Origin of the sequence: Cecembia calidifontis, from assembly GCF_004216715.1 — a bacterium.
GTDB lineage: Bacteria > Bacteroidota > Bacteroidia > Cytophagales > Cyclobacteriaceae > Cecembia_A > Cecembia_A calidifontis.
The window spans coordinates 2,968,644-2,984,395 of record NZ_SGXG01000001.1; the positions used below are offsets into that span (position 1 = coordinate 2,968,644).

8 protein-coding genes are annotated in these 15,752 nt (G+C 40.3%); 7 read left to right on the plus strand and 1 reads right to left on the minus strand.

Annotation, left to right across the window (positions count from 1 at the left end):
• Positions 1–95 precede the first annotated feature (95 nt).
• From BC751_RS12855 to BC751_RS12865, 3 genes are all read left to right on the plus strand, one after another.
• The gene (locus BC751_RS12855) at positions 96–5,078 is read left to right on the plus strand and encodes a translocation/assembly module TamB domain-containing protein (protein WP_242617470.1); all 4,983 of its coding nucleotides are present in this window, start codon (positions 96–98) and stop codon (positions 5,076–5,078) included.
• Positions 5,079–7,370 (plus strand): translocation and assembly module lipoprotein TamL, encoded by a 2,292-nt coding sequence (gene tamL / locus BC751_RS12860; RefSeq protein WP_130275890.1) that lies wholly within the window; start codon positions 5,079–5,081, stop codon positions 7,368–7,370.
• A 124-nt stretch (positions 7,371–7,494) separates the two neighbouring features.
• Positions 7,495–10,353, plus strand: coding sequence for a PD-(D/E)XK nuclease family protein (locus BC751_RS12865; RefSeq protein WP_130275891.1), 2,859 nt, complete (start codon positions 7,495–7,497; stop codon positions 10,351–10,353).
• A 171-nt stretch (positions 10,354–10,524) separates the two neighbouring features.
• On the opposite strand, the gene BC751_RS12870 is transcribed toward BC751_RS12865, so the two are convergent.
• Positions 10,525–12,093, minus strand: coding sequence for a WG repeat-containing protein (locus tag BC751_RS12870; protein WP_130275892.1), 1,569 nt, complete (start codon positions 12,091–12,093; stop codon positions 10,525–10,527).
• A 108-nt stretch (positions 12,094–12,201) separates the two neighbouring features.
• Here BC751_RS12870 and BC751_RS12875 point away from each other — a divergent pair, with 108 nt between their 5' ends.
• The 4 genes from BC751_RS12875 (at position 12,202) to BC751_RS12890 (ending at position 15,546) form a co-directional block, all read left to right on the plus strand.
• On the plus strand, positions 12,202–13,551 hold the full coding sequence (locus BC751_RS12875; RefSeq protein WP_242617471.1) for an MptA/MptB family glycosyltransferase: 1,350 nt from the start codon (positions 12,202–12,204) through the stop codon (positions 13,549–13,551).
• 30 nt (positions 13,552–13,581) lie between these two features.
• Positions 13,582–14,322, plus strand: a complete 741-nt coding sequence (locus tag BC751_RS12880; RefSeq protein ID WP_130275893.1) for a DUF6503 family protein — start codon at positions 13,582–13,584, stop codon at positions 14,320–14,322.
• Between the two features lie 45 nt (positions 14,323–14,367).
• Entirely contained in the window at positions 14,368–15,108 is a 741-nt protein-coding gene (locus BC751_RS12885; protein WP_130275894.1) for a DUF6503 family protein, read from the plus strand.
• A gap of 228 nt (positions 15,109–15,336) precedes the next feature.
• The gene (locus BC751_RS12890) at positions 15,337–15,546 is read left to right on the plus strand and encodes a YgaP family membrane protein (RefSeq protein ID WP_130275895.1); all 210 of its coding nucleotides are present in this window, start codon (positions 15,337–15,339) and stop codon (positions 15,544–15,546) included.
• Positions 15,547–15,752: the final 206 nt, after the last annotated feature.

The following is a 15,752-nucleotide window of genomic DNA, read 5'->3' on the forward strand; positions in this document are numbered from 1 at the left end:
GGACAGATAAGGAGGATAAAATGTATATTTGATAGTTGTAAAACAATCAATCTTTCAAGCTTATCAAAAAGTTTCTATTCCAATTTTTCAAAGTTTTGGGGATAACGCTTGCAGTCCTTATGCTGTTGGTGATGGGACTTTTCTTATTTATCAGAAGTCCATGGGGGCAGGATATTGTTGTGCAAAAAGCTGTCGGTTTTCTTTCTAACAAAACCGGTACTGAGATCAGGATTGATAAACTCTTTTTTACTTTCAGGGGGGACCTATTTGTCAAGGGCCTTTACCTCGAAGACCAAAAAGGAGACACATTGCTGTATTCTCATACCCTGGAAACTGGTCTTTCACTCAGATCCTTGATAAAAGGAGATGGTTTGGAGGTCAGTAAGGTGGAATGGGATGGGCTGAAAGCCAGGGTCAAGAGGGACAGTATTGAAGGGGCTTTTAATTTTGATTTTTTCCTGAATGCTTTCACTGGAAATAAGGATTCATCCCCTCAACAGTCTGAATCAGCTACAGCTTTTCCAAAGATCAAATTGGGACCGGTTGGTCTTTCGGATTTTGACCTCATTTTTGATGATCAGGTTTTGGGTATCCGGGCTTTGGCCACTTGGCATAGCATAAGTCTGAAGATCAATTCCCTGGATCTGAATGCAATGAATTTTGATGTTGGGAATCTAAGTATTAAGAATTCAAAAATCGATTATTTTCAGTACAAACCATTTCTGCCCTCAGAGAAAGAAGAGACTACCGATCAACAGCTGCCTCTCTTGGTACTTGGCCTTTTGGAAGTAGAGGGTACGGATTGGGTTTATCAATCTGTTCCGGATGGTCTTCTGGCCAAAATCCAATGGAAGGACTTTAAGCTGAGTTTACCTGAAGCAGATTTAGAATCACAAAAAATACTGCTAAAGTACATCAGCTTGGTAGATGCAGATATAAAAGTGGAAATTACCACATCAGATGCAGCTTTGGCCCAAGGGAATGAGCAACTTCCTCCTCCTGAAATCACGCTTCCGGATTGGTCTATTGAAGTGGGCAATATTGACCTCGAAAACAACCGAATCGGTTTTTCGGCTGATGGGAAGCAAGCAAAGACTGGAATTTTTAATCCCGAGGCCATTGAACTGGAAAAATTTAATTTTTCAGCACACGCAATTTCACTTCACAATCAGAGAGCAAGCCTTGTTTTGGATGAAGTCACATTTCAAGAAAAAAGTGGTTTGGCTTTGAATAGGCTCGAGGGAAGTATTGTTTTGGAAGAAAACAGCCTGAGCATTAAAAACTTTTCGGCTCAGACTCCCCATACTTTTTTGGAAACCAATCTGGATCTTTCCTTCACGGATTTGAATGCACTAGTTCAAAACCCTGAAAAAGCAATCTTTGACCTTAACCTGACATCTTTTCAGACCAATGGCTCGGAGGTAATATATTTTCAGCCTGAATTCAGGGATGAACTGTATTTTGCTGAGTTGATGCGAAAAGGAATTGCGATCAAGGGGAGAGTTCAGGGAAGTGTAAGGCGTCTTCAAATTCCCAAATTCCAGGTTAAATATGGGAGGTTTACGGTCTTGGATTTGGAAAGCGCTGTTTTTTCTGAAATGCTGGATATGGACCGGCTCCGATTTGATATCAATCAATTCCGCTTCACAAGTAAAAGAGAAGATATTGGGCCTTTTCTTCCAGATTTAGACCTGCGATTTCCGGACGATTTTGTATTTGAACTGAAGACCAAAGGGTCGTTGAATGACCTTGTAGCTGACTGGAAACTAAAGAGTTCAGATGGAGGCATTTTCTCCAAGATACGCTATTCTGATAAGGGGGGTTATAAGTTGGCCGCCGATATTGCTGTCAGTCATTTAGACTTAGGTAAAATTTTGGGTGTGGAAGGACTGGAACCTGTGAGTTTCCATACTGCGATGGAGGGAAATGGTAGGGGACTCTATGATCTGGAGGCCAAATTGGACCTCGAATTTGAGCAGTTGAAGTGGAAGGGTTCGGATTTCAGTGCAATTCAGGTTGGAATGGAAGCAAAGGATACTTTGCTCTATGTCAACATGGGTCTGGAGATTGAATTCCTGAATTTTTTGTTACAGGCCAAGGCAAGCTTGGACAGTTTACATCCGGGTCTTGATTTTTCTCTGGATTTGAAAAACTTGCAAACGTATGATCTGGGACTAACCCAACAAGATATCCAGGCCAAAATGAAAGTCTTGGGAAAGGTAGGCGGAACCTTGGATGATCTAAGGGCTTCCCTAGAGTTGGAAGATGCAGTAATGTTGTACCAGGGGAGAGCTTATCCATTAGGTGAATTCTTGATCAAAAGCAGGTTGTCGGATTTACTCACCGAGATGGATATTCAATCCGATTTTCTTTGGGGAAACTTCAGTGCCAATGCTTCTTTGGAGCATTTCATGGCATCTATCCGGGATTATTTTGATTTTCACTTTCAAGAGGACTATGCTGATACCATTAGTTTGAAAGACAATGTCAAGGCCAAAGGAAAAATCAATTTTCATCCTACTCCTTTTATTGATCAGCTATTGGTTTCAGGGATAGGGCAGATGGATACCTTGAGGTTTGATTTTGGTTATGATGCTTCTGACAAAAACCTTCAGGCAAAGCTTTCCCTGCCCATGGTCCAATATGGGCAAGCAGAACTGGATAGTTTTTTTGTTGAAGTCAGAGGCAGTGCTGACATGTTAAGTTTTATGGGAGGATTTAAGGGAATTGATGTCAATCCCCTCAATATGGGGGAAACTTTTGTTTCGGGTAAGTATAGGCAATCAGAAATGAATTTGGATTTCTTTTCCAGAGATGAGGAGGGGGTGCTTATGGATGTTAAGTCTCTGCTGATTTTTGAAGGGGATTCCCTGAGGTATACTATTCTGCCTGAAGGACTGATATTCAATAGGCAATCATGGAATATCCCAAGTTCCAATAGGTTGATTTATGCGCCTCAATATTTGGACTTTCATGATTTTTCTTTTTCAAGGAGTGGCCAAAGTATCACCTTTAGTAATCAGGTTCCCGGAATAGAACAGGATCATACCGGGGTGGTCATGCGGGATTTTGAGCTGAGTACATTTTTTGAATTCCTCAACCCGGAGGAATCTTTGTTAACAGGCAAGGCCAACGGGGAATTGGTGGTCATCAATCCTTTCGGTGCCCTGGGGATTTTGGCTGATTTAAAAATTGAGGAGATTAATACCCTGGATATTCCCTTGGGCAATCTGTTTCTAAAAGCTGAAGCGGAATCTTTACAACGTTATAATTTTCTTTTAGCCATGAAGGGTGGCTTGGTTGACCTGGATCTTGACGGAAAATTATTTGCGGATTCAGTTTCCACAATATTGGACATGAACCTGGCCTTGAATGCCGTCCAGATGGAATTGTTGGATAAATTTTCTGAAGGAAAGATCATGGAAAGTAAAGGCTTTCTTTCTGGAAATATAACATTAAAAGGAACAGTACAGGAACCTGTTTATGAAGGTAAGTTGGTTTTTAATGATGCTTCCTTTTTGGTTTCGCAGCTGAACAACAGGTTCTTGATGGCTCAAGAATCCATTGGCATTGATAATTCGGGATTGACCTTTAATAAGTTTACCATTCAGGATCAGGAGCGGCATGAATTCCTAATCGATGGAAAAATTTTAACTCCTACATTTACCGATATTGGTTTTGATTTAAAACTTAACACCAAAGATTTTTTGGTTTTGAATTCCTCCCGTAAGGACAATGACCTTTTCTTCGGAAGTGCTAATGTGGATTTGGACATGACGGTCAAAGGGTCTCTCTTGCTGCCAGAAATAGATTTAAAATTAAAGGTGAACAGGGGAACGAATGTGACTTTTATTGTTCCGGAAAGCCAATTGACTTTGATAGAGAGAACAGGGGTTGTCATTTTTGTCAATCATGAGGATCCTTATGATATTTTGTACCAAAGAGAGGCCGAGTTGACCACAAAAGGGTTTACGGGTTATGATGTAAAAGCCAACCTACAGGTAGATCCACAGGCAGTATTCAACCTGATTGTAGATGAGAGGACCAATGATAATTTAAGACTTCAAGGGGAAGCAGACCTTAATATGCTCATGGATCCAAATGGAAATATTTCCCTTTCCGGAAGGTATGAAGTCAATAGTGGGCATTATGAACTTAATCTCTTTGGACTGGTCAATAGGAGGTTTGAAATTGCTGAGGGCAGTTTTGTTTCCTGGAATGGAGATCCATTGGATGCTAACCTGAATTTGGTTGCGATTTACAATGTGAGGACTTCAGCTGCTGAATTGATGCAGGCGCAGATCAGTGGCATTGATAATGAAAGAAGGGGGCAGTTCCGTCAGGTTCTTCCGTTTAAAGTTTACCTTAAAGTAGGTGGAGAGATCATTCAGCCTGAGATTTCTTTTGAATTGGACATGCCTGAGCAAGACCGAGGGGCTATTGGAGGTGCGGTCTACAGTATGATTCAGCAGGTCAATAGCAAAGAGGATGAACTCACCAAGCAGGTTTTTTCTTTATTGGTGTTGAACCAGTTTTTTCCAATGACCGGTAATGATGGCTCTAGCGGAGGCTCTGTTAACCTGGCAAGGTCAAGCGTGAGCCAGGTATTGTCCTCCCAATTGAATGCCTTATCCGACAGGATTTTTGGACAGACAGGCTTTAGCCTGGCCATGGATTTGGATTCCTACACTGATTTTCAATCAGGTGACCCACAGGATAGGACCCAACTGAATGTAGCGGCCCGTCAATCCTTAATGGATGACAGGTTGATTATTTCTGTCGGAGGGCAGATGGATGTAGAAGGGGGGAATCAGGATGTCAATCAGGGAGACGCTCTTTTTGGGGATGTGAGTATAGAATACCTTCTCGATACCAGAGGGCAATGGCGGGCCAAAGCTTATAGAAGAAATCAGTTTGAATCCATCATTGATGGCCAATTGATAGTAACAGGGATCAGTTTCATTTTCAACAAGGAGTTCAATGCCTTTAGGGAATTGTTTGTTCCGATGCGTAAGCTGGAGGCCTTACCTTCCAAGGAAGAAACAGAAGATTCAGTTGATGAAAAAAAGGGCAATTAAATGTTTAAAAAAAATTACATAGCGCTGATCTTTCCATTGCTGATGTTTTCATGTAATGTAAAAAAATTCATACCTGAGGGAGAGCAGCTTTATACCGGTGCTTCTCTTCATTTAGAAACCCATTTAGCCAAAAAGGAAAAAGAAGAGATACAAAATGACCTGGAAAAACTTTTAAGGCCTACACCCAATAGTAAGGTTTTGGGAATGAGGTTTGGGCTTTGGGCCCATTATAAAGGTGAAAAAGAAAAGCCTGGGTTCATCAATAGGTTTTTGAATAGGAAATTCGGGGAAAGGCCTGTTTATCTGACTCAGGTAGAACCCGAAAAGACATCTAATATTTTGATGAACAGACTTGAAAACAAGGGTTTTTTCTTCTCCCAGTCATCTTATCAGGTAGTTGAAAAAGGAAAATTTGCTAGTCTGTCTTATAAGGTTTCTTTTTCTGAGCCTTATACGCTTGAGACTTATCAGATACTTGGGGATTCGCTTCCTATTATGAAGGATATCCAAACACAACTGGACCGGACTATCATGGTAAAAGGTTCTCGCTTGGACCTTGACGAATTGAAAAAAGAAAGGGAGAGAATTGACAGGGACCTTAAGTCCAAAGGGTATTATAATTTTAATCCTGATTTATTGATTTTCGAAGCGGATACCAATCAGTATGAGGGAAGAAAGTTTGATTTATACCTTCGCTTAAAAAGCAATACCCCAATCAAAGCAACTTTTCCCTATACTATTGAGCATATCCAGGTGTTTCCTGATTACAATGTTCACCTCGACAATGGGGAAGGAGATACAGTCAAGGTGAATGGAATTGAATTCATCCAAAAACCTGAGATATTCAAGCCGGAGCTGTTACAGAAATACATCTTATTCCGGGAGGGATCCAAATTCAATCCGGAGATTTCAAGGACTACTTCCAACAGGCTTTCTAACATTGGGAATTTTAGGTATGTCAATATTTCCTACGATTTAGGAGATACCCTGCTTAGAGAGGACGGAACCTATCCTTTGAATGCCAATATCTACCTTTCTCCATTGAACAAGAGGTCGGTCAGGGCGGAAGTGCAGGGTTTGACCAAATCCAACAGTTTTGTGGGGCCGGCATTGCTTTTGGGTTATCAAAACAGGAATATTTTTAGAGGAGGGGAAATTTTCAATCTTACAGGCAAATTCGGCTATGAAGTCCAATTGGCTTCAGGAAACAGGGAGGCCCTTCAGTCCATTGAAATGGGACTTACCGGAAGTTTGGTTTTTCCAAGAGTTTTATTTCCTGTCCCGGTGATGAACCGTTTCAGGTACTCTATCCCAAAAACAAGAATCAGTGCCAGTTATGAGTACCAGAACCGAACAGATTTGTATTTGCTGTACTCCTACAATACTTCATTCGGATATTTTTGGAATGTTAACCGGTATGTTTACCATGAATTTAATCCGGTCAGTTTAAGCATAGTGAATTTGGCCAGGACCACACCGAAGTTTGATGAAATATTGAATGCCAACCCTTTTTTAAGAAGGAGTTTTGAACAACAGTTTATTTCCGGGATGAACTACACCTTCAATTATAATCAGCTTGCCGATCCGGAAAGGAAAAATGCCATATTTTTTGGGGCCACGGTGGATTTGTCAGGAAATCTTTTTAGAGGTATCAATGCCTTGTTTGGTTCAGAAAATCCGGGAACCATTTTTGGATTGGAGTTTGCCCAGTACCTGAAAGGTGATGTGGACCTCAGGTATTACAAAAAGTTCACTAAGGAAAACGTCTTGGTAAGCAGGATTTTTGCCGGTTTGGGCATTCCTGTTGGCAATTCACTCTCTTTACCATTTGTGAAACAATACTTTGCTGGCGGCCCCAGGAGTGTAAGGGCATTTAGGATCAGGGCTTTGGGACCAGGTACGTTTATTCCCGAAGATATCAGTGCGGGTGGGTTTTTCGATCAGGCAGGTGATATCCGACTGGAAGGAAACCTGGAGTATAGATTTCCCTTTAACAAGTATCTGAAAGGGGCCTTTTTTGTAGATGCCGGTAACGTTTGGTTATACAATGAAAACCAAGCACTTCCAGGTGGAAAATTTACCAATAGTTGGGCAGATGAACTCGCAGTGGGGGGAGGATTTGGCTTGAGAGTGGATATTCAGCTTTTTGTAATCAGATTGGATGCTGCTGTGCCTTTGCGAAAACCTTGGTTATTGGAGCAAAGTCCATGGCAGGACAGGTTTAGGTTAGGAAGCAGGGATTGGAGAAGGGACAACTTAGTGCTAAACTTTGCCATTGGGTATCCATTCTAATGAGATTTTCCGACAATTTCCTTCATTCCGGTTTCTGGGATTTGTTTTTCATTCTGGAGGCCATTTTATTGCATGCCATAGTTCAAGATTGAGATAGTTTAGTATTTAAAAGGAGGCCAATTTCATGCACAGTTTTTTAAAAAATACCGCCAAGACAATATTGGAGCAGCATACTTCTCTTGAAAATTTGGTGATCGTGCTTCCCAACCGTAGGGCAGGACTTTTTTTTACACAGCATCTTGGGGTATTGACCGAAAAACCGATATGGATGCCAGAGGTCAAGACCATTGAGGATGTTTTTTACCAGTTAGCAGGACTAAGACCCGCTGATAACCTTACCTTGATTTTCGAACTGTACAAAGTTTATCAAAGCTTAAATGAAGAAGCGGAGAGTTTTGATAAGTTTTATTTCTGGGGAGAAATGATCCTAAAGGATTTTAACGACGTGGATCAATTTTTGGTAGATGCCACCAAATTGTACCACCACCTTTCAGAAATTAAAGAATTAGAGGCTGATCTTAGCTTTTTGACTGACGAACAAATTGAATTGATCCGTCAGTTTTGGAATTCTTTTCAAAGGCAGGATAAGCAGCACCAGGAAAAATTTTTAAGATTCTGGCAGATTCTCAGTCCATTGTACAGCTCATTTCAGGCTGCCCTAGATGTATCGGGGTTGGCTTATTCTGGCAAGTTGTACAGGAAAGTAGCTGAATCTTTGGAAAAGATTCCCCGGCCCGAAAAAAAATACCTGTTTGTAGGATTCAATGCTTTCACCGGAGCTGAGGAAAAATTGATCAAGCATTTTATATCAGAATTTGAAGCTGGGATTTACTGGGATATTGATGCCTACTATCTGGAGGATAGAAATCAGGAAGCCGGCATGTTTTTTAGAGAATACCAGAAAGATAAGGTTTTTGGCCCCACATTTCCAAAGGAGATCCCTCAATATATTAACGATAAAAAAGCAAATATCCAGTTTTACGCTACTCCACTGAAAAGCAATCAGGCCAACTTGGTCGGGGCGGTCTTGGAGGCAGTAGGGGAGGAGGAAAATTGGGAAGAAACGGTGGTAATACTCCCTGATGAACAAATGCTTTTTCCTGTTTTACATGCCTTGCCTCCAACCATTTCCAAGGTAAACGTTACGATGGGCTATCCCATCCGAAATGCCCCTGTGTATGCTTTCTTGGAATCAGTCCTGGAGATGCAGCGTTTTATCAAGATGGATCAGGGAAAAGTTTACTTTTATCACCAACAGGTGAAAAATCTGCTTTCCTCTATCTATCTCAAATCCACCAATCCTGGTTTTTCCAGTGAGCTGCTTGTACATATTCAGGAGCACAACATGATTTATGTTCCCTTGGAAAAACTCCATGAGGGAGGATCATTTTTTCAAAAGGTTTTTTTGAAACTTCAATCCGCTGAATTGTTCACTTACCTCTCGGATTTGATTCAGGAACTAGCCCACAACCTGGAAGAGGAACCCTTACAGCGGTCTTACCTTTTTCAGTGTTTCAAGCAACTCAACCGTCTAAGGGAGATTTTGGACAAACAATCGGGACAACCATTGGAACTGGATTTTTTGATCCGGATATTCAGGCAGATTTTTAGAGAGGTCAAATTACCTTTTGAAGGAGAACCCTTACAGGGCTTACAGATCATGGGAGTGCTGGAGTCCAGAAATCTTGATTTCAGGAGATTGATCATCTGTAATTTGAATGAAGGGAGTTTTCCCCCATCAGGAGGACTGAATTCCATGATTCCTTTTAATATCCGCAGGGCTTTTGGCTTGCCTGTTCAAGAGCAGAATGATGCTATTTATGCCTATACTTTTTATAGACTACTTCATAGTGCGGAAGAAGTTCATCTGATATACACCACCGCCTCCGATCAGGGGAAGGCTGGGGAAAAAAGCAGGTATATACAGCAGATGTTGGTAGAAATGGGCTTAAATGCAGATGAAAAGGTAGTATTTGTCCCCATAGGTCTGAAAAATACAGAGGAAATAACCATCCAAAAGAATGAAGAAATCATGAGGCGGTTGACCTTCTACAAAGTGGATGAAAATGGGAATTCCCTGAAGAATTTTTCACCTTCTGCCCTGAATATATTCCTTGATTGTAGGCTCAAATTTTATTTAAGGTATGTTGCCGGAATTAAGGAAAAGGAAGAAGTCAAAGAAGAAGTGGATGCTTCTGTTTTTGGAAATATTGCCCACTATAGCATGGAATCTTTGTATGAAGGTTTTATTGAAAGGAAAAAACGGATAGTTCTAGAAAAAGATGATTTTGAAGACCTGAGGAAAAACTGGGTTAAGCCTGCCATTGAAAAGGGAGTGCGGAAGTTTTATAAATTGGAGGAAGATAAGGACACCAAACTCAATGGACAGATTGCAATAGTTAGGGATGTCCTTCATAAATATATTTACAGGCTTTTGGAAATAGACGAAGCTGCCGCCCCTTTAAAGATATTGTCCATGGAAAAAAGACATGCTGCAGCATTTCGGGTAAAAGCAGCCTATGGCGATTTCAAAGTTTCATTAGAAGGAGTGATTGACAGGGTAGACCAGGTATCCGGAACCATCCGGATGATAGATTATAAGTCCGGGGCGGATAAAAAGGATTTTACTGATATCGCTTCCCTTTTTGACAGGGCAGTTAAAAAAAGGAATAAGGCAGCTATGCAGACACTATACTATGGGCTGCTTTATCAGTCTATGTATCCTGAAAATAAGCTTCCTTTAAAACCGGCAATTTTCAATTTCAAAGAGATTTTTAAGGATGATTTCAATCCTTATTTGCAGGATAAAGGCAGTGAAAGAAAGGGGGGGGAGGTGCAAGATTACAGGGATTATCAGGAAGAATTTGAACAGTCTTTAACTACCTTATTGGAAGATTTATTTGATGAATCTGTTCCTTTCGACCAAACAGAGGATCTGGACAAATGTAGAATTTGCCCTTTTAAGGAAATTTGCGGAAGATAAGAGCTTCCGCCCACCTTATCTGAAAACAGGTTTTTGTTCTTGAAGTTTAGGTGGCTGATTTTTGCACTTTTTTAATGCCAATTAGACAGAGATGGTGCAATCGTTTGTTTTAAGGGTTTTTCAATTCTAAATTTTTCCATTAAAAACTTACTTTAACCAATCCGGTAAAGGTCAATTTCCTGCTTTCTTTCTTTTTCCCGACTTTTCCTCCACCACCTGCGTAAACTGATAGTCGTCTTCCGCAAGGATTTGTCTGGCACCTTGGTCAAAAACGATGTTTTTGTAATAGATAGGCAAGAGATAGTCTCCATTTTCATCCATGATTCCATACTTATCTCCAAGCCTTACCAAAATTTTATTCAGTTCCTCTCTTCTGAGCTCCTGGAATTTGGGCTCTATGATTTCCTTTCCATCAGGTGCAATTAATCCCAGAAGCGCATTGTCTTCAGAAATAAAATAATTGTCAGCCCCCAGGGAAATGCGGTCATATCCTTTTTCAAGAAGTAGCTTTCCATTCTTGTCCAATATGTTTTGCTTGGTTCCTGTCCTTACGATTGCCAATCCTCTTCGGAATTCTGAGATTTGATTGAACTGTGCAGGAACGATGATATTTCCTGACCTATCCACTAGCCCCCATTGTCCATTAAGTTGGTAGGAAGCCAAGCCATCATTGAATTTTTTCACTTCATCAAACTGGGCAGGGATGACCCATTTTCCTGATTTATCAATAAAACCGAATTTGCCGGACTTCATGGCTCCATATAACCCTTCCTGTCCGGGAAGTATTTTATCTACACCGTCTACAGGTTGCACTTCCCAACCATTTGGTCCCAGAAGTCCGATTTTCTTGTCCCGCATCAAGACGTTGTAATGCTTTTCTCCAACAGTGCTTACTTTTTCCATTCCCACCTGATCCAGTAAGATGCCGTCATTTTTCATGACCCTCCTCAACCTGCCATGTATAAATTCCAGCATTACGCCGTCCTCCAAAGTGATTTTGTGGTAGGAAGAATAGGAAATATTGGCTTTTCCTTCTCTTCCCCTGATGAGCATGTATTGGTTTCCATCAAAAGCATAAAAGTAATCATCTTCCAAATGTACAATATGGTCAATGACAGGTTGAAGTACATACTCGCCTTCCCTGTTGATCATCCCAAAGCCTGAAGCTTCTTTGGAAATAATAAAATTATCATTGACTTGCCTGAGCTCTTCAAAAACCTTATCAGGAGTTTTGGAAAGGGGAAGGAAATAACCTTGGGCTGTTTGGGCAATTACTTGTCCATTGGTAGCCAATACTGCACTTTCAAATGAGCCCAACGCTGTTGTCTCTCTGGTAGAATGGTCATAAACCCAATATTGGTTGCCCTTTCTTGCCAATAATCTGGTAAAGAAAGTCTGTATTTCATCGTATTCTAAAGGTAAAATTTCTTCCCCATATTCATGGTAGGCCCCTAAGCCATTTTTACCCCTGACTACCAGCCATGGCTGATCATAAAATTCCACCTTTTCAGCTTGAAGGTTCATGAATGGCTTGTATTCCCGGCTCAGGAGCTTGACTTCATTATTGGCTGTACTGATTCTTACTGATTCACTCAAAACCGCAATCTGATCAAACTCCAGTCTGGATTTCAGTTTCAGATTTTGATCATAGACCTCATAGGTTTGTGCTTTGGACCCTGATCCAAAAGATAATAGTAAGGCTGTAGTCAAAACAGCTCCCCAACACCAAGTATACTTCATAAGTTTTTCAATTCCGGCATAAAATAAAGGGATTGTCAACGGAATTCAAGGTCGGATTACATTTTATTTTAATATTGAAGTCTGAATGGATTTTAAATTAACCTTGCCGTGAAAGAAAATTTCCGAATAAAGCAATTTATTGTTTTGGGAGCCTTTTTTTTAGCTCTTGGTTTGATGGGGTATATTTTTCCAAGGCAGGATTTTTTTTCCAATTTGACCGCTTTTGGTTTTGCCTTTTGCGCGTATTTGTTGCTGATTCAAAGTGCCCAAAGAGGTGATTTTTCTCTAAAAAAGGGAATTGTGGTAGGGATAGTGGTTCGGGTATTGTTGCTTTTTGCCATTCCTGCACTTTCAGACGATTTTTACCGCTTTTTTTTTGATGGACACCTCGTATTGGAAGGTTATAATCCTTACAAGCTACTCCCCAAGGATTGGATTTTGATACATGGAAATGAAGAAATTCCATTTTTAAAAAGATTGGAGGAGGGTATGAATTCCCCCGCCTATTATTCTGTCTATCCTCCATTACATCAATTGTTTTTTGGGATTGCAGCTTTGTCAGGCCAGTCATTGTTTTGGAATATTTTTGTTCTCCGCCTGATCTTGATAGGATTTGAAGGATTGAATTTTTATCTTCTTTACCGTTTGGTAAAGCAATGGAATTTGGATGAATATAAAGTTTTGCTCTATGCTCTCAATCCCTTGGTTATCATAGAACTGGCTGGAAACCTTCATTTTGAGGGCATGGTTTTGACCGGAATGCTGGCTACCTTGTTTTTGCTTGAAAAAGGGAAATCAAAATTTGCCCTTGCCTCTTGGGCAGCAGCTGTGGGTATCAAGCTCAGCCCTTTGATGTTTGGTTTCTTGCTGCTTAGAAAATTTCAACAATTAAAGGAGCTGAAGATCTTCTTTATATGGGGAGCTTTTTTCCTGTTTTTGGTTTTTGGGGTTTTGCTTTTGGATGATTCGTATTTGAATTTTTGGAAAAGTTTCCGTTTATATCAGTCCCGCTTTGAATTCAATGCCTCATTATATTATCTGATCCGATGGGTTTCAGGTTTTTTTATGGATTACAACCCCATTGTCTATGTTGGGCCCTTTCTGAATGCTTTGGCTTTTTTATTGATTTTTGGACTCAGCCTTTTTCATCGCTTGAAAAGCGGAAAAGATTTGGTAAATGCCATGGTTTGGGTTTACCTTATTTATCTATTGATGCAGACAGTAGTGCATCCCTGGTACATCATTCCAGCTTTTGGGCTTAGTGTCCTGACCGGGAACAGGGTCTTTTTGGTCTGGACGGGATTGGTTTTTTTGTCCTATGGGGCATATCAGGGAGGGGAAGTAGAAGAAAAATGGTACTCATTGATTATTCAATATGCTTTTGTATTTCTGACCATTGTTCTCGATTGGAAAAAATGCGTATATAGAAATAGTGCTTTTAAAACCTTCGAGCCTTAGTATATTTGCTTCCAAATAGCAGAAATCAAAATGAGAAAAATTTGTCCGTTCTGGTTAGTATCAATATTTCTATTACTTCTCATCTCCTGCTCCAAACAAGACAGGAAGGCTGTGGCTATCATCGAAAAATCCATTGATTTCCATGGGGGTAAAGAGAATTGGGATGAGATCCAATCGATCGCCATGGTTCGGGATATCTGGATGTTTGATGAGAACGGAAATGCCGAATCTTACGTAAGGCAAGAAAATGAATTTAGGCTCAAACCTTATTTTGAAGCAAAAATGTCCTGGGAAAAGGACAGTATACAGCATAGGGTTATTTTTGATGGTTTGAAAACTCAGTATTGGATGGGAGAGAATGAAATCCAAAATGAAGGTTTTCTACAAGTAAAAAAAAGGGAAATCGATGCAGCATTCTATGTGCTGACCAAGCCCTTCGATCTCCTTGATGAGGAAAAGTATTTGTCTTATGAGGGGAAGACAGAACTGTCCGGGGGAGTAGTGGTTGAGGCCGTTAAAGTGATAGATGGTGACCCCAAAGATCCTGGTACAGATATCTGGTGGTATTATTTTGATCCCAAAACTTTTGAAATGGTTGCTTATAAGGTAAAAACAGCTGATCATTACAGCTTGGTGTATAATTTAGGTTGGGATAGGACCTATGGGATTTCCTTACCGGCTAGAAGGGAAAGTTACAGGGTTGATTCTCTCGGGAACCATTTGTACAAGCGGGCAAGTTATGGTTATGGACTTTACAAAGTCAGCAAATAAATTGGCATTAAACTTCCTGGAGGCATTTTATAAAATAGCTATCTTATGAAAATATTCCTTTCATTTCTCATCCTTACAATTTTCATTTCATCCTGCAGCCAACAGGGCGTAGATAAGGAAGCCCAACGAATTGTTGACCTTGCTATTCAGGCCCATGGTGGAGAACTTTTTCAAAAGGCGGTTATTAGCTTTGATTTCAGAGAACGCCATTATTCCATTTTCAAGTCACCCCAGCGCTTCGAATACATCAGGGAGTTTACCGATTCTACGGGCTTTGTAAGGGATGTGCTGAACAATGAAGGCTTCCAAAGAACTGTAAACGGAAACCCGGTTGAGTTGCCTGAGGACAGGATCCGGGCCTTTAGCAATTCTGTAAATTCTGTAGCCTATTTTGCTTTTTTGCCTTATGGCTTAAACGATGCAGCAGTAATCAAGACCTATGTTGGTGAAACAGAATTGGAGGGAAATCCCTATCACGTCGTAAAAGTGACATTTAAACAAGAAGGAGGAGGAGAAGATTATGATGATGAGTTTTTGTATTGGTTTCACAAAGAAAACCATATGATGGATTACATGGCATATTCTTACCATACTGATGGGGGAGGAGTAAGGTTCAGAAAGGCTATACGCAAACACCAGGTTAATGGCTTGGTACTTTTGGATTTTGAAAATTACAAACCAGAAGATAAGAAAACACCGGTGGACCAAATGGAAACCTTGTTCAAAGAGGGAAAATTGGAACTTTTGTCAGAGATCATTTTGGAAAACATCAAGGTAACATTCTAATGGCCTTGTAATCTTGAAAACTGAAAACCTGCTAAGTCCAAATGGCAGGTTTTTTTATTATTTGGCGGATGGTTTAAAATCCTGATCCAAAGTATGATAAAACTTTTCAAATGGTTACATTTAGTATCATGAAAACCCTGTTCAAGATCATTCTTGTTTGCATTATTTGCCTAAGCCTGATTGTTGGATTGGTTTTTCTTTTCCGATCACTTTAAACCCTTAATCACTATGAAAAAAAACATGGGAACAGCGGATAAAGTTGTCCGCATTATCCTCGCCGTCATTGCTGCTTATTTGTATTATTCCGGAATCGTGGAAGGAACATGGGGAATTGTGTTGTTGGTTTTGGCAATTGTATTTGTTTTGACCAGCTTGATCAGTTTCTGTCCATTATATGCTTTGGTAGGATTGAATACCTGTCCTGTCAAAAAAGAATAAATTAATCCCAAAGTACAAATCAAAAGGCTGTATCAGAAGTCAAATAAAGGCCCTGAGATTTGGCTATATGAAATTGGATTCAGATACTTTCCCGAATAAAAAAGAGGCTGTCCCAATTAATGAGTCAGCCCCTTTTTTCATTTTTTTAATCCGGATGGGGTCTATATAAAAATAAATAATTCTATTTTCAGGAAAAAAACCAATCA

Bases quoted from the DNA above. Each gene is read 5' to 3' on its own strand.
- tamL (WP_130275890.1), top strand. From the start codon at position 5,079: ATGTTTAAAAAAAATTACATAGCGCTGATCTTTCCATTGCTGATGTTT.
- BC751_RS12865 (WP_130275891.1), top strand. From the start codon at position 7,495: ATGCACAGTTTTTTAAAAAATACCGCCAAGACAATATTGGAGCAGCAT.
- BC751_RS12870 (WP_130275892.1), bottom strand. From the start codon at position 12,093: ATGAAGTATACTTGGTGTTGGGGAGCTGTTTTGACTACAGCCTTACTA.
- BC751_RS12880 (WP_130275893.1), top strand. From the start codon at position 13,582: ATGAGAAAAATTTGTCCGTTCTGGTTAGTATCAATATTTCTATTACTT.
- BC751_RS12885 (WP_130275894.1), top strand. From the start codon at position 14,368: ATGAAAATATTCCTTTCATTTCTCATCCTTACAATTTTCATTTCATCC.
- BC751_RS12890 (WP_130275895.1), top strand. From the start codon at position 15,337: ATGAAAAAAAACATGGGAACAGCGGATAAAGTTGTCCGCATTATCCTC.